Below are 18008 nucleotides of genomic sequence, written 5' to 3' on the forward strand. Positions count from 1 at the left end.
TGTAGGGCCGAGGAAGACTACCTCGTTGATAGGCTGGAGGTGGAAGTGCCGTGAGGCATGGAGCTGACCAGTACTAATAGCCCGTGAGTCTTATTCTTCCAAAAAATAAACTTCCTTCCTCCCTGTTTGATTATATATTTGCATATTTCTTGGTGACCATGGAGAGGAGGGTACACCCGATCCCATTCCGAACTCGGAAGTTAAGCTCCTTTTCGCCGATGATACTGCATATCTTCATGTGGGAAAGTAGGTAGTTGCCAAGATTTTTCATGGAAGCCCCGTAGAGCACGTTCTGCTCCGGGGCTTTTTGCATTGTTGTTGCTCAAAAACTGTATTCATCATGCAAGAGGGGCCGTCTTCTCCCCCAGAGTATTTCTGGAGAGAATGCGGCCCCCGATTTCAGTTAGGGTTTCACAGGTAATTAGTAGCTCTCGTCCTCGTCCTCATCATCGTCATAGTCCGGGTATTCAGGTGGAATCTTGCCCACAGCCTTCACAAGCCTGAATTCGTCAGGATCTTCTTTCTTCACTTCCTGATAAGGAAACGGTGATCTTGTGCATCCACTCGTCTCCATAGTCGAAGACATAGAAGAAGTATTGCTTGGGACTGAGATTGAGATTTGCCAGGGTCACCTCGCTGGCAAGCCTGATTTGGTCAGCCTCGTCGCTGTACTCCCTTTCGGCATCAATCGTATCTTCGGAGGCGAAACGAAGAGCATGTGGGGCGTTTGGTCGCCTTCCGCCAAACTGGAAGTCCCACAAGTGATGATCGTATCTCTCGAAAAGTGTGAAAATTTCGTCGTGAAGATCTTCCAGGGTGTTGGTAGAAAGGGCATCAATTGTCCTGTAGATGTCCTTGTATTTCTCCCCACAGCCCTCGAGAAGGCTGATGCACAGGCGCAGATAGTAGGGTTTGCTGCCGTCAGGAACATAGGGCATGGAGGTCTCCTCCTTGTGGTCAGAGTAGTATTGCCTTGAGCTGTGTGAGAGCGTTTTGGAGGCTGAGCCTTGGCGCACGCCTTGCATGCCAGCGCAGCCGCGGCAGGGCGGAAAGACAAGGAGTGAGTTGCAATGCCATGACAGCCCTTGCGGGCATGGTTTTGAGGCGGCATACTGGGCTGGATAGAGATTTGATTCGGAGGATGTCATGAAAGAACAGCGACGCGGACTTGCCCGTCTTGTGTATGCGCTGCGCTACTCGCTGGAGGGCCTGCGCGCTACCTGGAAGGACGAGGAAGCCTTCAGGGAGATTGTCCTGCTATGCATGGTTGGCGTTCCCCTTGGCCTGTACCTTGGTTCATCCTGGGCAGAGCGGGTGTTGCTCATAGTGCCGCTTGTCTTGTGTGTTGTCGTGGAGCTCCTCAATACCGCCATAGAGAATGTCGTGGACCTCGTCTCGCCAGAGTGGCATCCCCTTGCCAAGAAGGCCAAGGACATGGGCAGTGCTGCCCAGTTTGTCTGCCAGATATTTCTGGCCTGTGTGTGGCTTGGCTTTCTGATTGGCCTTGTCCTTGAGTAGTCCCGGGGCTTGCGTGCCTCACATGTCCCCTGAATCTGACAAAAGCCCAAGCCTTGTGGCCCGCTCCTCCAAAAGTTTTGCGTAGTCCTTTTGAGCTCCTCAGGCAGAAAGCTTTTTTGCACAAGAGCGAACAGGACAGGCAGGCTTGCTGCAAGCTGGTCGCAGGCTGTCCGAAACTGTTTTGCATTGAGCCCGATGTTTTTGGCAAAGCTGGCAAAGTCCTCGAACTTCAGCTTGTTCTTCTTGCCGTTGATGGTCAGTGCCATTTCCTCTGGGGCATCCTTTTCAGGAATCACAAGGCGTGTGGAGAGAAGATCGTAGGCAGGGGCAAGGCGCCTTGTACGTACAACTCCATCCTGGAGCAGCGAAAAGTTCTTCAGATGCGGTCTTTGACCGGCATTTGGCGCTGCGCAAGTATTGTTTCTTCCTTGAGAAAAGGGCATAAATCGTACCTTGCGAACAGCAAATTCCCCTATACCCACAATACTGGAGGCTTATTAGGGCATGCAGATTCTGGATTGCGACGTTGTTGTCGCCGGTGGCGGGCCTGCCGGCACCTTTGCGGCTGTGAAGGCCGCGGAGGCCGGAGCCCATGTCATACTGGTGGACAAGGCCTATGTGGGCAAGAGTGGCTGCGGCACCTTCGGGGCAGGCTCCTTCAAGGCCTACATCAAGGAAGAGGACAGCTACGATCTCTGGTACGGCAAGGCCGTTGAGGAAGGCTTCTTCATCAACGATCAGGACTGGCTCAGGCAGCATTTCGAGACCATTGGGGATCGCGTGCACGATCTCGAGCGCTACGGTGTTGTCTTCGAGAAGAATCCCAACGGTACCTACAACCGCATCGAGGGCCAGGGTTCGTCCGACGAGCGCCCCATCAAGACGCTCATGTTCCACGGCCCCCAGTTCATGGAAGTCATGCGCAAGGCCTGTGAAAAGACGGGCGTAAAGATTGTGGATCGCGTCATGTGCGTGAGCCTTGTGCACGACAAAAAGAAACCCAATGCCATACGCGGCGTTATGGGTTTCCACGGTGTCACTGGCGAGCTCTATCTTTTCAGGGCCAAGGCCGTTGTGCTCACCACTGGCGCCCAGGCCTACAAGTCCCACTATGCAGATCTGCATATGGTGACTGGCGATTCCCACATCATGGGCCTCAATGCAGGCGCTGCCCTTTGCAATTACGAGTTCAACTGCCACCAGCTGACACACGCTGGCTTTGCCACCCACGGCATGAACATTTCCCAGGGCCTGGGCGCCAAGTTTGTGAACGCCCTTGGCGAGGATTTCACAGCCAAGTACGATCCAGAGTACGCCTCCCACGGCAACCTGTGGCGTATTTCCGCCTCCATGGCCATGGAAGTGCATTTCGGGCGTGGCCCCCTTTATTTTGACTACTCCTCCTACACTCCGAAGGATTGGGAGCTTTTCGCGCGCACATTGCCCCTCATGTACAGATCCTATGTGCAGGCAGGCTACGTGACCAACGAGGGCGTCTGTCGCAAGGGCAAGCTCGAATGGGTCTCTGCCCTCATTGGCAACGTGGGCTTTGGCGGAGGATTGTGGATCGACATCAACGGTCGCACCACTCTGGAGGGCCTCTACGCAGCAGGCGATGCGTCCTACGGTCCGACCTCGGGCGTGGAGGGCTTTTGCGCCTACGCCATGCCGGCTGCCTCCACCACGGGAACCATTGCCGGTCAGTCCGCAGCTGCCTATGCCGCAAGCGTGGATGCTGTGGAGCTGGATCAGCAGGAGATAGACGCGGCTGCCTGGGCCATGACAGAACCCATGCGCCATGCGACTGGCTGCGATCCCGCCCATGTGGTCATAGCCGTTCAGGAAGCCCTCTTCCCCTACGACGTCTACATTCTGCGTACAGAGGAGAAGATGCAAAGGGCGCTTTGCCGCATACAGGAGATCAAGGAGGACGACGTTCCCCGCCTCAAGGCTGCGGATCCCCATGGGCTGCGCTTTGCGCTTGAGGCCAGGAACATGGTGCTTTGTGCGGAAGCCATGCTCACTGCAGCACTTTTCCGCAAGGAGAGCCGCGGCTCCCATTTGCGCCTGGACTATCCGGAAATCGACAATGAAAACTGGCTCAAGTGGATCATGATTGAAAAGGGTAGCGACAACGGGCTTGCGCTGTCCACGAAGGACATCCCCATTGACCGCTATCCCTTGCGCCCTGAAAGGAAGCGCGAGCTGCACGCCTCCATTGCCGCTGCCAGAAAACTCGGGGAGAACATCTGATGGGAGTCAGACACATAGACAAGAAAAAGTGCCTGCGCTGCGGATTGTGCGTGACCATCTGCCCGCAGGATGTCCTGCGCAGGGACGATAAGAAGTACCCTGTCATCACCTATCTGCAGGACTGTCAGTCCTGTTTTCTGTGCGAAAAGTACTGCCCGGCCCAGGCCATCACTGTCTCCGCAGACAGGGAGCGACGCCCTGTACTGCCCTGGTGAGGATGCGCCCCCTGTCTGTGACAAAGGGACAGGGGCCTTTCGGACACAAAACAGGGAGCATCCAGCAAGGAGCACCTAAATGATCGCCAACATGCCAGCCGATACCTTTCTCTTCTACGTCGGCGTCTTTTTGCTGCAGTTTGTCCTCGTGACAGGCTATGGCATCTGGTGGGCACTGCAAAAGGACAAGCCCCACACTGACGATGAAGAAGGACTCGACACCTAAAGCCGGAAAGGTCCACCAATCCCCCGTAAGCCGGACATCCAGATGGCTAATACGACCGCAAGCCTGATCACATCGGGATTTTTGTCATGACCGTAACCATTCTCATACTTGTCGGGTACTTTGTACTCATGCTTGCCATTGGCTGGATTGCCTCGCGCCGCATCCGCGATTCCAGGGACTACTTTCTCGGCGGCAAGGGCTTCGGGCCCTGGCTTACGGCCTTCAAGTTCGCCTCCACCTGGGAGAGCGGCGTGAAGCTCGTGGGCGCCCCGGGCATGGCCTGGAACGTGGGCTGGGCTGGGTTTTCCATGGGGATAGCGACACCCATCTGCTACTTCTTTTCCTTTCGCGTCTTTGGCCAGCGCCTGAAGGTAGCCTTTGATCACTTCAATGTGCTGACCCTGCCGCAGCTTCTGGAAAAGCGCTACCAGAGCCGTACTGTGCGCATCCTTGCGGCTGCAGCCATAGTCATAGGCCTTGGGGGCTCCCTTGTTGCCCAGTTCAAGGCAACGGGCGAGATCTTCAGCGTGACGCTCGAGACATCCTATCTGAACGGCCTTTTCCTTGGCGCAGGCATAGTGGGCGTCTACTGCATTCTGGGAGGGTATCTTGCCTCTGTGTGGACGGACTGCCTGCAGGGCGTTCTCATGATCATTGGCTCCATAGTCATCATGGTGGCGACTGCCACCGTGGCCTTCGGCGGCCTGCACTGGAACTTCATCCCTGAGCTGAACTTAAGCCTTGCGGCCATTGACTCGAACCTTCTGGACATCACGGGTGGCGGGAAGATTCCGGTCACGCAGATTGTGATCATAGTCGTAATCACCGGCCTTGTGGGTCTTGCCCTACCACAGCAAAGCGTTGCCATCTTCAGCATGCGCGACGTGCGCACAGCGCGCACGGCCCTTGTGATCTGCACCTTCTTTTCCGCTATCCTTGCCTGGACGCTTGTGCCCACAGGCATGATGGCACGCATTGTGCTCGATCCGGCAACCATACCCAACCCGGACGCAGTCATACCCCTGCTCATACAAAAGGTTCTCTCGCCTGTGACAGGCGGGCTTTTCATAGCGGCCATACTTTCGGCCATCATGTCCACAGTGAGCGGCAGCATCGTGGTTGCAGCAGCAACGCTTTCCGAGGATATCTTCAAACTGATCATTCCCGAGCGCTACGAAAGGCATCCTGTCCTCTACAATCGCGCAGGAGCCTCGTTCTTTGTGCTTGTGTCCATGCTGCTTGCCATTGAGCCTCCCACGATCATCTTCTGGATAGGCGTCTTTGCCTTCGGCTTTCTGGTCTTCACCTTCCTCATGCCCATGATAGGCGTCATCCTGCTTCCGCGCACACCAGCAAGGGCAGTCATTGCGCAGATGGTAGTAACCATGATTGTCATTCCCATCTGGACCATTGTCGGACAGAAGGCAACCGGCATCCCTGCGCTGTTGGTGGGCCTTGTGATCTCGCCGCTCAGCTTCTTTGCTGTGTACTGGCTTACAAGGGAAAAGCTCTTGAGAGAGGATATGGCACGGCTGTGGAAGAAGTTCGCGCGACTCTAGACGATACGGGAAGGTTGGGGCAGGAGCTTTCAAGCTCGGGCCTCAACTGGACTGTTCCTGCCCTGTACAAGCGCTACGGTTTCTTGCGCAGGCTGAAGGAAGAGGTCTTTTTCGATCTGCTCTACTACCCCTACTGGTTCTTGAGCTATCGGGAGGAGCTTTCCTGGCGATTCTTCGGGAAGAGGCAGGTTGAAGAGCTGCGCATTCTGGATGGTGTGAGCGCTCGCTCGCAAAAGCTCATTCAGGCCCCGGAAAGTGTGCGCGAGCGCATTGTGTTTGCCGAAGGCCCGGAGGATTGCGCACATCCGGACAATGCGCTCAAGACGTGTGGGGGCAGGCAGTTTGCGGAAGCCTTGGTGTTCAGGGGTGAGGATGTCCTGGTCAGGGCCAGGGCACACGTGGTGTCCTGCACTGTGACAAAAGAAGAGGCCCTTCAAAAGGGGTACTGCGATCTTTTGCGGGACATGGGCAAATTCTACAATAGACCACTGGGACTTTGGGCCACCATGACAAGTCTTGGGCAGGAGGCTGCACGTATCTGCAAGCCTTTCTGGATCATGCGCTCCCAAAGCCACGAGGAGAGGGTCTTTGTCTTTGACGCGAGCACTGGCCTTGGCGGTGTGGCAGAGTACTGGAATGTGGTGGACTATCTGACAAATACTGGGGGAGAAGGATGAGGAACAACACAAGAGATGCTGTCCAGGAAGATGGCCGTTTGAAAAAAAGTCCCAGAAAAGGGACAGGAGTCTTTGCAAGGGGCCTGCAGGTATTGCTTTTGGCAGCAGGACTTGTTTTCGCGCAGGCTCAAGGTGTCCGGGCAGTGGATTTCAAGGTTGCCGGCGAATGGGTCGTGAACTTTGACTACGGCCAGAACGGCAACTTCACTGGCGGCAACGGCCAGACAGGCTACAACGGCAGCCAGGACGAATTCGACGCCAAGCAGCGGCTGCGCATACAGGTGGACGCTGTGGTCTCGGAGTATCTCTCCGGCACGGTCTTTTTCGAAATCGGCGAAACTACATGGGGCGACGCCCCGACTGGTGGCGCTCTGGGCACGGATCAGCCCATCATAGAGGTGCGCCGCGCCTACATAGACTGGACCATCCCGGACACGAACTTCAAGGTGCGCATGGGCCTGCAGGGCGCCATTGTGCCAAGCTACGCCATGGCAAAGCCGCAAAGCCTTGGCGATGACTTTGCTGCAGTGGCCTTCAGCTGGCAGTTCCACGAGAACGTGGGCGTGAGCGGCTTTTGGGGCAGGCTCTACAACGACAACTACGCTGGCCGCCCCAATGGCAGCGGGGGACGTTCCTACGCGAACTATCTGGACAATCTGGATGCCTTTGTGCTGACTCTGCCCGTGACCTTCGATATGGGCAAGGTGACACCCTGGGTCATGTATGCAGCCATTGGCCCCAATGCCTTCAAGGGCTATGGTGAAAACGGGGAGTTTGACGGCGAAAGGTACGGCAATTTCAGCAATGCCACGGGCGTGTCCGGCCCCTGGATCACCAGAGGCCTTTTGCCTGCCTGGGCCAACAAGGTGATATTGCGCGGCGCAGACAAGGCCTTCGACTCCTACGGCAACGGTTTCTGGGCTGGTGTGACCGGCGACATTACGGTCATGGACGCCCTGCGCATAGCCTGGGATTTTACCTACGGCACTGTGAGCTTTGATTCCAGCGCCTTCAACCGTCAGGGCTGGATGGGTGCCCTGCTTGTGGAATACGCCTTTGACTGGGGCACACCCGGCCTTGTGGGCTGGTACGCGACAGGCGACGACGCAAACCTTGGCAACGGTTCCGAGCGTCTGCCTTCCATCAGCACTGGCGCCATGGACAATGTCTTTTCCAACTACGCCCTGGACGGCAAGGTCTACATCGGTCGCGACGCTGCCATGTACAACAACCTCGCTGGCTCCTGGGCGATTGGCCTGCGCGTGCGTGACGTAAGCTTTATCGAGAACCTGACTCACATCTTCCGGGTGTACTACATAGGCGGCACAAACAGTGCCGGCATCCTGGACGAGGCGCGCAGCCGCGACTTCAATCCCACGCCCAACAACTTTGGCGGCCAGGCCTATGGCGTGGAGAACATGTATCTGACGGACCACGACTCTGCCATGGAATTTGGCGTGACTTCGGTCCTTGATGTGTACGAAAATCTCAAAATAGCCCTGGACGTGGGCTATATTGCTCTGTGGCTGGACAAATCCGAGGATGTCTGGGGCAGCTCCAAAATCAACGGCAGGGACGACACCACGCGTGACGCCTGGAACGCCAACCTGATGTTCCTCTATTCCTTCTAAACGCCATGGGGGTGTGGCGCCTCTTCAATATGCACGAGGCTCCCCTGACGCAAGGCAAGGGGAGCCTCAAACTTTGGAGGAGTGGGCGGCGCTCAGAAGAGCTGGACACGATCGAGGAGCAGATCAACGAGATTGCAGTGGAAAATCCCCTGATTGTCGTGGAAGTTGTGGGGAATATCCATGCGAACGACCACCTTGCGGAAAAAATCTCCCGTAAGCTTCAGGGATGCGAGCTCGGAAGACTCCTTTGCTTCTGTATCCATCCTGAAGGCGGACTGGATATAAACTCTTTTGTCCATGTCATTCACGACAAAATCGATTTCCCTTTGAGTGTTGGCACCATTGGTGCGATCGCTCACAACGCCCACGTCAACGGAATAGCCGCGCCGAACAAGCTCAAGGTAGAGGATATTCTCCATGATATGCCCCGGATCGTACTGCCGAAAGTTGAGCCGTGCGTTGCGAAGTCCCATATCCGTATAGTAGTACTTGTTTGGGTATTTAAAATATGTCTTTCCTTTAACGTCATAGCGTTTTGCCATGGAAACAAGAAAAGAATCGATGATATGCTGTGTATAATTTGAGACAAGAGAGGAACTAATTTTTTCGTTACGCATGCTTGTCAGAGCGTTTGCTATTTTTGTAGGATTTGTCAAAGAACTTATCTGAGATGCCAAAAAATCAAGAATATTATTTAATATATCTTCTCGTTCTATTTTATATCGTTCAACGATATCTTTAACATATAATTCCTGATAAAGTGAGGCAAGATACTCTTTTTTATCGTTTTCATCTTGAAGAAATGTAAGACGTGGCATGCCACCATACAGCATGTAGTTTTCAAGAGCCTTTTGTTCGTCTCCTCCGAAAAACGAGGAGAATTCGGAAAAACTCAAGGGAAAAACATGGATCTGGGTGGCACGACCACGAAATTCTGTTGAGATATCCCTGGAAAGGCCTTGAGAGTTGCTGCCTGTCACATAGACATCCAGATTCTTGTACGATTTGAGCTCGTTCAGCATGTCATAGATAGAAACCTCGATATCACCGTTTTCTCTGTCAATGACCTTGAACGTGAACTGAACCTCATCAATAAAGAGATAAAATTTTTCTTCCGGATGTTTTGTGACAACGCTCTCGACAAACTCGCACAGGGTGATCGGATTCCTGAATCTGTAGAAGCGTCTTTGATCCAGTTCTATCTTGAGGATATGATTTTCCTCTACCCCTTGGGACAAAAGATAGTTGTTGAACAACTCAAAGAGCAGCACAGATTTGCCACAGCGCCGAATCCCCGTGACTACCTTGATTTCTCCGTTCCACATATGGCGTATCAGGCGATTGAGATAGAAGTCTCGCTGGATCATAGCACGTACCTCTTACTTATGACGTATTTGTCGTTACTTTTTTGCATGATAGGCAAGATTTCTGAAAAATCAAGAGATTGGAGGAGTCAATCATGGCTTTGACTCTCTTTGCCTGGCCAGATAGATTCTCCCAAAGCGTTCCCCCTGGACCTTTCGTCTGTCCGCCAATCCAGACTGTATGCCAGGCGCTCTTTTTGCTAAATTTCAAGGAATAGCATGGATCTTTCCCTGTTCGTCTCGATTCTCGCCTGGTTTGTGGCCGCCTTTGTCAGCGGCCTGTGCGGCATAGGCGCCGCCGCTATCGCGACAGCCATACAGATCACCGTCATGCCCGTGCAGACTGTGGTGCTTGTCTCCTGTCTCACAGGTTTGTCTGTCGGCCTTGTCATGAGCCTCAGATACTTTCGCTACTGTCGCTGGAAGACTGCCATGCTCATGTTTGGGGGCACCATCCCCGGTTCCCTTTTGGGCCTGTTCATCCTGCAGTACGCTCCTGCCCATATCCTGGAAATCTTCGTGGGCATCATGCTCATCTTCTGCACTGCGGGCATGGCTCTTTTCAAAAACGTCAGTCTCTTGCGGGAAAGCACGGCAGCAAGCATTGTCGTGGGCATGATAGGCGGCATGCTTGGTACCTGCGTGAACATAGATGGACCCGTTGTCGCCATTTACGGTCTGCAGGCTGGCTGGCAGCCGCTAATCTTCCTTGGGACCACCAGCATCTACTTCCTTTTGCGCATTCTGGTTACCTGCACCATGCAGGCTTCGGCTGGCCTCTATACGACTGAAATACTCCACTATGTGTTTTTTTGCGTGCCCTTTGTGGTACTGGGGATCCTGCTTTCCATGCCGGTCGTGAAGAGAGTGAATGCGGAAACCTTTCGCAAGGTTGTCCAGGCTGTCATTGTACTGGCAGGCATATTGTGTCTTGGCAGGGCCATCCTGTGATGGTTGTGAGCAGATTGTCAGGCAACAGAATTTTTGTACCAGGATTCGACAACAAAAGTATACCAGTCGTCAGCCAAAATCCGACAGGAAAATGTACCAGCGCCTGCTTTGGAAGAAGCCAGGTGGGTGCCATACAGAGGGGGGCAGGGCTTGCCCTGTGTCTGGCTCGCGCCCGTGCCAGTACAAGGCTAAACCGCTTCGCGACACTTGCGCCCACCAACATGCATGAGGCTTTCCTGTTGCAAGAGATGGGAGCCTCAATCTTTTGGAGAAGGGGAGAGGGGCAGGAGGCCATTGTGCCATATTGCCAAGGCAGAAACGTATCCATTGCGAAAGGACACAGACAGCAGGCAGCGGGGCAGTGCGGGGGAAAGCCCCCTTGTCCCCATGGGCGCGGTTCCGGAATTCGAATCTCTGTCTCTCCGCGACACATGGCAGCCCTCCTTGTAACACAACATGATATTGATCCCACACGCGACACAAAACTGTTCCTCCCTCGATTCTGGATGGTTGGGGCAGAGCCTTGCCAATGCCGCAAAAGGGGATACACTCCCGAAAACCCCGGACCTGTCCGGACTCAATCTCCTGGGAGCACCTCGCATGACCGCTTTTTTTCAGGGGCTGTCGCTTGGCCTTGCCTACGTCGCACCCATTGGGCTGCAAAACCTCTTTGTCATCAACTCCGCCCTGTCCCGTCCGCGATGGGTTGCCTTCCGCATTGCGGGGATAGTGATCTTCTTCGATATCCTGCTCTCTATGGCAGGCTTTTTCGGTGTGGGCGCCATCATCACCCGTTCGGATCTTGCGAAGATGGTGATCCTGGGAGTTGGCAGTCTGCTTGTTTTTGTCATAGGTGCTAGGCTTGTCTTGAGCCGCGATGTTGCGACAGCAGAGCTTTCCATGGACATGCCATTGTGGAAGGTGGCCTGGATGGCCTTTGCAGTAACCTGGCTCAACCCCCAGGCCCTGCTTGATGTCTCTCTTCTTTTGGGGGCATTTCGTGCTGTTTTGGCGGAGAGCGAGACTACTGCCTTCATCCTGGGCGTAGTCTCGGCCTCAAGCATGTGGTTTTTTTGGCTTACGGCAGCGACAAGCCTTCTGAAAAGCCGCTTCACGCCCAAGGTTTTGCGCATCATCAACCTTGTCTGCGGCCTTGTGATCTGCGGCTACGCCATCAGTCTTGCGCTCTCCTTTATGGACCTTGTGCGGGGGTGATGTGGCAAGCGACCTTATGGGCAATATCTTTCCTGATATCACTTTCTTGGCACGCAGAACGACAAACGTTTATCATGATGAACTACCTCGCACTTACGTGCGAGGTTTCGCGGGGGCGTACCCCCGCTTTTAGCAATATTCCGAGTTCGAAACATTGGTGCAGATCTCGGACTACTGCGGACGTGTCCACAACGCCCCCATCGAGTTAAATGGGGAGAAGCTCTTTCCGTGGATCGCGCAGGCCTGCTTGTGCGGCTTTTTGTTGCCAAGGAGCAGAAGATCCAGCTCGACAGGGACAACGGCAATGGTGGCGGCAATGGCAATAGCGGCGCTGGAACTACGATTACTCCGCCTTCTCCCAAGACCCACAACTTCTTCATGACAGCCGAGCTTGATTCCGTCCGCATCAACAGGGACGTGAACCGTATCCTGGAGGAAGTGACCTCGCATCTGGCAAATTCCGGCATGAAGCTGAAGTTCAGGCTGGAAGTCAGTGGCGAGTCTCCCGATGGCGTGGATCAGCAGACTGTCCGCACTGTCGTGGAGAATTGCATGGCGCTCAAGATCAGGGACTTCCATTTCGACGAATAGTCCCTATTGTCAGTGTCTGACAAAACAAAAAATACCCGTCGGGGCTTTGTCCTCCGACGGGTGTATCATCTTGAGATAGCTGGCCTTTCTGCTCTATAGCGAGTTCAGCACAGCTCTATGCGTTTCTTGTGCGTGTCTTTGAGCGGCGATTCTCCGAACATGCGCTTGTACTCGCGGCTGAACTGGGTAGGGCTCTCATAGCCCACTGCATAGGCTGCACTGGCAACGTCGTATTCACCATTCAGCATCATGCGCTGGGCCTCAGCCGCAGGGTCTTCTGGTACTGCAGGGGGCTCAAGGACGTCATCGAACCCCCATCTTGCAGGACTTCTTGTAAAACGCCATCCCCCAGTGGAGGATCTGTGTGTAGCCTCTGGTCTTGAGCTCTGTGTCGTACTGGCGCTCTTCGATCTGCAGCAGGGCCTTTTCGACTTCAGCCTCCAGCTCTTCCCTAGAATCGGCGCGCTTGACCTCAATGACTGCGGCACGCTTGTCCCGTTCATCCTGCACAATGAGATCGAAAAAGCCCTCTCCGGCTTCCCTGTTGGAGGTTACTGGATACAAGAGCATGAAGATGCCAAGCAGGAAGGAGTGATAGAAGTGCTCCCTGTACTTGTAGTCTTGGACACTAGAACTTGTGAGAAGCATCGTCCCAAGCGACTTTTCCAGATTCTGCGCATCGCCCTTCCAGAACAGATTGAAAAAGTCTTCTTGCTTGTCCTTGGGCAGCATCTGGCTGAACCAGGATTTGATTTCGTTTCGGAAAACATCCTTCACTTCCCTGTTGGGAATGGCAAGAACTGTTCGCCCGGGGCCAGGAGGCACAACGCAATTTGCGCTATCCGAAGAAGGTGTCAGATAGCCTGTGAGATAGAGCAGCGTCCAGAAATTGTCCTCATCTGTGTATATCTGGTTGTAGTTGAGGTCTTCCTTGATCGCTACTGCTATGTTTTTTCCTTCTGTCAGAGAGGCTATATCATCCTGGACTGTCGAGGGCATACGCCCCAAGAAGGCCTTGGTCAGCTCGTTGCCACTAGTTCCTACCCAATAAGCTTTCGGCTTTTCTTGGGGAATACTTTGCGCATCGGCAAGATACTTCATTATGCTCCAGGGGCAATAGATATCCGAACGATCTCCAAAATGATACCCGTCGTACCATGACTTAAGCTCGTCCCGTTTTTCTTCAAGGCCAGCGTCGAAAAGCATCTGGTCTACTTCACATTGCGTGAATCCAAAGACGTCAGCATACTTGGGATTGGCGATATCAAAGCAGTCCAGATTATTCAGACCAGTAAAGATGCTTTCCTTGGTGATGCGCAAGGCTCCTGTAAGGATGCCAAATTTGAGATAGGGATTTGTTTTCAGCGCGTCCGAGAGAAAACCGCGCATGAACACGATCATCTCGTCGTAGTAGCCCCTCTCCGCAGCCTTTGCGACAGGTACATCGTATTCGTCAATGAGAAGGATGACAGGTTTGTTGTAGTGCTGGAAGAGGACTCTGGTGATCGTGAGAAGAGAGCTGCAGAGTGTAGTCTCGTTTGTTTCGCAATCTATCAGTTTTTGAAAAAGCCTTCGATCTCTGGATTTGATGTTGGCGTTCTCTAGAACTTCGTCGTGCAGTGTGCATATCTCGCTGATCAGATTTTGTATGCTCTCTACGGCTTCTTTGTATGTTAGCTTGTCAGCTCTCTTCAGAGTCAGGGAGACGACGGGATACTGGTTCATCCACTCCCTGCATAGAGTCTTGTTTTCGGCAACCTTGAGACCCGCAAAAAGCTCCCCGCTGTTTTTTGTGACATCGAAAAACTCGGCCAGCATGGACATGAACATCGTCTTGCCGAAACGCCTAGGGCGAGTGAAAAGCGTAGCGCTTGAAGGCAAGCGGAAACGGGTGGCATCAGTTGGATCTTGAAGAAATTGCACCAGAAATTCGGTTTTGTCGACGTAGTAGCCGTAATTTTGGCGCAGTTTCGCAAACAGTTCGACATTAACAATGTTGATCGGCATGCTCCTTCCTCCCGAGGCACGCTGTCCTTGTCATTGGGCCTTCTCTAAAGTTGCTGCTCTCCTCCCGCGTTGCAAGGGGTCAACACATTTCGGGTGAAATTCTATCACAAGGACAAGGTACGGTTTTCGTTTTTTGCGGTCAATCCAATGTCCGAGGCAAAACACTGCGGTGCTCGTCGTCTGCAAGGACGTATTCTGCCCTTGCGCAGTACATATGGAAGGCAACACCCTTTTAGCAGACGCGCCGAAATACCCCATCTGTAAGTGGGACATAAGGCGCGCTATAATAAAAAAGCAGTCTTTGTAGACCCTTGGGTCTTAACAAAGACTGCTCTTGCTTCCATAAGTGGCGGAGAGATAGAGATTCGAACTCTAGAACGGCTTTAGACCGTTACACGATTTCCAATCGTGCTCCTTCGGCCAACTCGGACATCTCTCCGCGAGTGAACTTGTGCCTTATACGCACTAATCGTAACTTTGGCAAGCAAAAAATCAGCAAAAAATCACTTTTTTTCCTGCTGGCCAGATTTTTCTTCTTCAGTGCCTGCCTCTGGCTCCCTGTTCCGCGAGCGTTGGGAGTGTTTCTTGCCTACCCAGTAGAACAAGCCAAGCCCAAGTATGCCCGCAAGGGTGATGCCCACCTCGTTGACAGCCTGGACATCCATGGGAAGCCCCTAGAAGGCCATATTGCTGAAACCGCTGTCCACGAAGAGGACCTGACCGGTCACAGCGCTGGCAAGGTCGGAAGCGAGATAGACTGCAGTGCCACCCACATCGGTTGTCTCGATGTTGCGATGCAGGGGAGCAGTTTCCTCAACCTTGCTGAACACGCTCTTGAGCCCGCTCACTGCGGAGGCAGCCAGGGTCTTGACTGGGCCAGCACTTATGGCATTCACACGCACGCCCTTGGCGCCAAGGTCATAGGAGAGGTAGCGCACGGAAGCTTCGAGGGCTGCCTTGGCAACACCCATGACGTTGTAGCCGGGGACGATCTTGGTAGAACCGTAGTAGGTCATGGCCATGACGGAGCCACCCTCGTTCATCAGGGGTGCAAAGGCGCGACAGATGCCGAGCAGAGAGTAGGCGGAAATGTCCAGGGCCAGATGGAAGCCCGCGCGGGTGGTGTGCAGGAAATCGTCCTTCAGATCCTCGCGGTTGGCGTAGGCCACGGAATGGACAAGAATGTCGACGCCGCCCCACTTTTCCTTCACGAGCTCGGCTGCAGCCTCGATCTGATCGTCCTTGCTCACATCGCACTGGAAGGTGAACTCGCCACCAATTTCCTCTGCCAGGGGATCAAGGCGCTTCTTGATGGCGTCACCGACGTAATTGAAGGCCAGCCTTGCACCGGCAGCCTTGAACGACTGGGAAATGCCCCAGGCAATGCTCTTGTTGTTTGCGACGCCAAAAACAAGGGCTTTCTTTCCTTCAAGCAACATATTTGTTCTCCCTTGAGCTGGTTATGGAAACTAGTGGATACCCAGCTCGCGTCCCGTGAGGATGCGATAGGCGTCCTGGTACTTGGCTGCCGTGGCCTCGACCACTTCTTCGGGCAGGGCGGGCGCAGGCGGCTGCATGTCCCAGGGCTGGCTCTTGAGCCAGTCGCGCAGATACTGCTTGTCAAAGCTGGGCTGGCTATGCCCGGGCTCGTAGCTTTCTGCTGGCCAGAAACGAGAGGAGTCCGGAGTCAGAACCTCGTCGATAAGGTGCAGGGTTCCATCAATGATGCCGAATTCCAGCTTTGTGTCGGCCACGATGATGCCGCGGGAGGCAGCGTAGTCGCGTCCCTTCTTGTAGATGGCCAGGGTCTTTTCCTCGACCTCCTTGGCAATGTCCTCGCCAAGGAGTGTACGGGCGCAGTCTACCGTGATGTTCTCGTCGTGCTGTCCGAACTGGGCCTTGGTGGAAGGAGTGAAGATGGGCTCTTCCAGCTTGTCGGATTCCTTCAGACCCTCGGGAAGCTTGTGACCGCAGATAGTGCCGTCATCCTGGTAGGATTTCCAGCCGGAGCCGGAAATGTAGCCGCGCACAATGCATTCCACGGGCAGGGGACGGGCCCTGCGCACCAGGACTGCGCGGCCTTCGAGCTGGTCTGCCCAGGGCTGCAGTTCCTGGGGGAATTTGTTCACATCGCTTTCAATGATGTGGTTCGGCACGATGTCCTTGAACATGTCCATCCAGAACAATGTGATCTGGTTCAGGACAACACCCTTGTAGGGAATGGGTCTGGACATCATGACGTCGAAGGCGCTCATGCGGTCTGTGGTCACAATGAGCAGGGTTTTGTCGTCAACGGCGTAGATGTCGCGCACCTTGCCGCGGGACAGGAGAGGAAAAGCGTTTATGCCCGTACGGGTAATTATTTTCACAAAACACCTCGTCTAGGTTGCTCCTGCCTGTGCGCATGGGCGCTGCGGGGCCTTGGCCCAGACAATCGGCAGGGAATGGAGCGAAGGGCGCTTTAGTTTCGCACTTCCACGGAAAGGGCGTGCGCTTCCAGGCCCTCGAGGCGGGCAAGCCTTGCTATGGCTTCCCTGTTGTCGCGCAGGAAATTGCGCGACGTTGCTACGATACTTGTTTTCTTGCAGAAGGTCTGCACGGACAGTGCAGAGGAAAAGCGTGCCGTGCCAAGTGTGGGAAGCACGTGGTTCGGGCCGGCAAAGTAGTCGCCCACTGGCTCGGGACTGTTGTGACCCATGAAGACTGCGCCGGCGTTCTTGATGTAGGGCAGGGTTTCCCAGGGGGAGCGGATGCACAGCTCCAGATGCTCTGGCGCAATCTGGTTTGCGACACTCAGGGCATCGTTCAGGGAGGGCACAACCACGATGGCTCCCCAATCCTTGAGGGACGTTGTGGCGATTGCCGTTCTCGGCAGTTTCGCGCACTGCTCTTCGAGTTCCTCGGCAAGGGCTTTGGCCATGAGGGGATCGAGCACAATACAGACAGCCGAGGCCAGGGGATCGTGTTCTGCCTGGCTCAAGAGATCGGCCGCAAGCCAGCGGGGATTTGCGGAACTGTCGGCTATGACGCAGACCTCGCTTGGTCCTGCAATCATGTCTATGCCGACCTTGCCCTGGACCAGACGCTTGGCAGTGGTCACAAAGAGGTTGCCGGGACCTGCTATGATGTCCACCGGGGCTATGGACTCTGTGCCGTAGGCCATGGCCGCTATGGCCCAGGCCCCGCCCACGCGGTAGACTTCGTGTATGTCGAGAAGATGCGCTGCTGCCAGGATGACAGGGTTCACTGTGCCGTCCGCTCTCGGGGGCGTGCACACGGCAATTTCCGGAACGCCAGCCACTAGGGCCGGAATGGCGTTCATGAGCAGGGAGGAGACCAGGGGTGTGTTGCCACCCTTGCCGCCCGGAACGTAGAGGCCAGCACGGGGCAGGGGATTCACTATCTGCCCAAGGATGCTACCGTCTGCGCGCGTCTGCAGCCAGGTCTTTTCCTTCTGTTCCTCGTGGAAGGTGCGGATGTTGCTGCAGGCTTGGGCTATGACTTCCCTGTCCTCGCTGGCCACGCTTGCAGCGCCCAGGGCGATTTCCTGCTCGCTCAGGCGTATGGGAGCCGCGAAGTCCGGGCAGTCGAATTTTTGTGTGTAGCCGACAAGGGCTTCGTCGCCCTTTTCCCTGACGTTTGCCAGAATGTCCCTGACACTCGCTTCCACGTCTGCGGAGCCGGGGTTGCCGCGTTCCTGCAGCCACTGACCCTGGGCTGCCCATTCGCGTTCACTCTGCAAATTGATGATGCGACATATTGCCATGACTGAAATACCTCTTGAGCGGGCACAATACAGGA

The 18008-nt window shown here is 54.7% G+C and carries 18 protein-coding genes, 1 tRNA gene, 2 rRNA genes and 1 pseudogene; 12 read left to right on the top strand and 10 right to left on the bottom strand.

The window, feature by feature from the left end:
- A 23S ribosomal RNA gene (locus B5F76_RS06785) occupies window positions 1-98 on the top strand; the annotation flags it as partial.
- A gap of 50 nt (window positions 99-148) precedes the next feature.
- Window positions 149-263, top strand: a 5S ribosomal RNA gene (gene rrf / locus B5F76_RS06790).
- Between the two features lie 246 nt (window positions 264-509).
- On the opposite strand, the gene B5F76_RS06795 is transcribed toward rrf, so the two are convergent.
- On the bottom strand, window positions 510-938 hold the full coding sequence (locus B5F76_RS06795) for a plasmid pRiA4b ORF-3 family protein (RefSeq protein ID WP_162608735.1): 429 nt from the start codon (window positions 936-938) through the stop codon (window positions 510-512).
- Between the two features lie 208 nt (window positions 939-1146).
- Here B5F76_RS06795 and B5F76_RS06800 point away from each other — a divergent pair, with 208 nt between their 5' ends.
- Window positions 1147-1518 carry a diacylglycerol kinase gene (locus B5F76_RS06800; protein WP_087352625.1) on the top strand — a complete coding sequence of 124 codons (372 nt, stop codon included), beginning with the start codon at window positions 1147-1149 and terminating at the stop codon, window positions 1516-1518.
- Between the two features lie 155 nt (window positions 1519-1673).
- Here B5F76_RS06800 and B5F76_RS15575 read toward each other — a convergent pair.
- Window positions 1674-1961: pseudogene (locus B5F76_RS15575) on the bottom strand (HipA domain-containing protein); the annotation flags it as partial.
- Between the two features lie 61 nt (window positions 1962-2022).
- On the opposite strand from B5F76_RS15575, the gene B5F76_RS06810 reads away from it, so the two are divergent.
- From B5F76_RS06810 to B5F76_RS06830, 6 genes are all read left to right on the top strand, one after another.
- Window positions 2023-3771, top strand: a complete 1749-nt coding sequence (locus B5F76_RS06810; protein WP_087352627.1) for an FAD-dependent oxidoreductase — start codon at window positions 2023-2025, stop codon at window positions 3769-3771.
- Window positions 3771-3986, top strand: a complete 216-nt coding sequence (locus tag B5F76_RS06815) for a 4Fe-4S dicluster domain-containing protein (protein WP_087352629.1) — start codon at window positions 3771-3773, stop codon at window positions 3984-3986. The genes B5F76_RS06810 and B5F76_RS06815 overlap by 1 nt, the downstream gene beginning before the upstream one ends.
- Before the next feature lie 79 nt (window positions 3987-4065).
- Window positions 4066-4212, top strand: coding sequence for a hypothetical protein (locus B5F76_RS14820; RefSeq protein WP_162608736.1), 147 nt, complete (start codon window positions 4066-4068; stop codon window positions 4210-4212).
- Window positions 4213-4298: 86 nt separating this feature from the next.
- Window positions 4299-5771: a sodium:solute symporter family transporter gene (locus B5F76_RS06820; protein WP_087352631.1), complete on the top strand. Its 1473-nt coding sequence runs from the start codon at window positions 4299-4301 to the stop codon at window positions 5769-5771.
- Entirely contained in the window at window positions 5747-6448 is a 702-nt protein-coding gene (locus tag B5F76_RS06825; RefSeq protein ID WP_144268407.1) for a hypothetical protein, read from the top strand. The genes B5F76_RS06820 and B5F76_RS06825 overlap by 25 nt, the downstream gene beginning before the upstream one ends.
- A gap of 38 nt (window positions 6449-6486) precedes the next feature.
- A complete protein-coding gene (locus tag B5F76_RS06830) occupies window positions 6487-8079 on the top strand; it encodes an outer membrane homotrimeric porin (RefSeq protein WP_275074550.1) in 1593 nt (530 codons plus the stop codon).
- Window positions 8080-8171: 92 nt separating this feature from the next.
- On the opposite strand, the gene B5F76_RS06835 is transcribed toward B5F76_RS06830, so the two are convergent.
- Window positions 8172-9446 (bottom strand): ATP-binding protein, encoded by a 1275-nt coding sequence (locus B5F76_RS06835; RefSeq protein WP_087352635.1) that lies wholly within the window; start codon window positions 9444-9446, stop codon window positions 8172-8174.
- Window positions 9447-9662: 216 nt separating this feature from the next.
- Here B5F76_RS06835 and B5F76_RS06840 point away from each other — a divergent pair, with 216 nt between their 5' ends.
- The 3 genes from B5F76_RS06840 (at window position 9663) to B5F76_RS06850 (ending at window position 12200) form a co-directional block, all read left to right on the top strand.
- Complete coding sequence (locus B5F76_RS06840) at window positions 9663-10394, top strand: sulfite exporter TauE/SafE family protein (RefSeq protein WP_087352637.1); 732 nt, start codon at window positions 9663-9665, stop codon at window positions 10392-10394.
- A gap of 600 nt (window positions 10395-10994) precedes the next feature.
- The gene (locus tag B5F76_RS06845) at window positions 10995-11609 is read left to right on the top strand and encodes a LysE/ArgO family amino acid transporter (RefSeq protein WP_087352639.1); all 615 of its coding nucleotides are present in this window, start codon (window positions 10995-10997) and stop codon (window positions 11607-11609) included.
- 228 nt (window positions 11610-11837) lie between these two features.
- A complete protein-coding gene (locus B5F76_RS06850) occupies window positions 11838-12200 on the top strand; it encodes a hypothetical protein (RefSeq protein WP_087352641.1) in 363 nt (120 codons plus the stop codon).
- Window positions 12201-12304: 104 nt separating this feature from the next.
- Here B5F76_RS06850 and B5F76_RS06855 read toward each other — a convergent pair whose 3' ends face one another.
- The 7 genes from B5F76_RS06855 to hisD form a co-directional block, all read right to left on the bottom strand.
- Window positions 12305-12451 (bottom strand): helix-turn-helix domain-containing protein, encoded by a 147-nt coding sequence (locus B5F76_RS06855; protein ID WP_446717628.1) that lies wholly within the window; start codon window positions 12449-12451, stop codon window positions 12305-12307.
- Between the two features lie 52 nt (window positions 12452-12503).
- Window positions 12504-14207, bottom strand: a complete 1704-nt coding sequence (locus B5F76_RS06860) for an AAA family ATPase (RefSeq protein ID WP_087352643.1) — start codon at window positions 14205-14207, stop codon at window positions 12504-12506.
- A 347-nt stretch (window positions 14208-14554) separates the two neighbouring features.
- Window positions 14555-14646 (bottom strand) — tRNA-Ser (locus tag B5F76_RS06865).
- Between the two features lie 64 nt (window positions 14647-14710).
- Entirely contained in the window at window positions 14711-14872 is a 162-nt protein-coding gene (locus tag B5F76_RS14825) for a hypothetical protein (RefSeq protein WP_162608738.1), read from the bottom strand.
- Between the two features lie 9 nt (window positions 14873-14881).
- Window positions 14882-15646, bottom strand: coding sequence for an enoyl-ACP reductase FabI (locus tag B5F76_RS06870; protein ID WP_087352645.1), 765 nt, complete (start codon window positions 15644-15646; stop codon window positions 14882-14884).
- A 30-nt stretch (window positions 15647-15676) separates the two neighbouring features.
- Complete coding sequence (locus B5F76_RS06875) at window positions 15677-16576, bottom strand: phosphoribosylaminoimidazolesuccinocarboxamide synthase (protein WP_087352647.1); 900 nt, start codon at window positions 16574-16576, stop codon at window positions 15677-15679.
- 92 nt (window positions 16577-16668) lie between these two features.
- Window positions 16669-17973 (bottom strand): histidinol dehydrogenase, encoded by a 1305-nt coding sequence (gene hisD / locus B5F76_RS06880; RefSeq protein WP_087352649.1) that lies wholly within the window; start codon window positions 17971-17973, stop codon window positions 16669-16671.
- Window positions 17974-18008: the final 35 nt, after the last annotated feature.

The sequence above is a fragment of the Desulfovibrio sp. An276 genome, from assembly GCF_002159665.1.
GTDB lineage: Bacteria > Desulfobacterota > Desulfovibrionia > Desulfovibrionales > Desulfovibrionaceae > Desulfovibrio > Desulfovibrio faecigallinarum.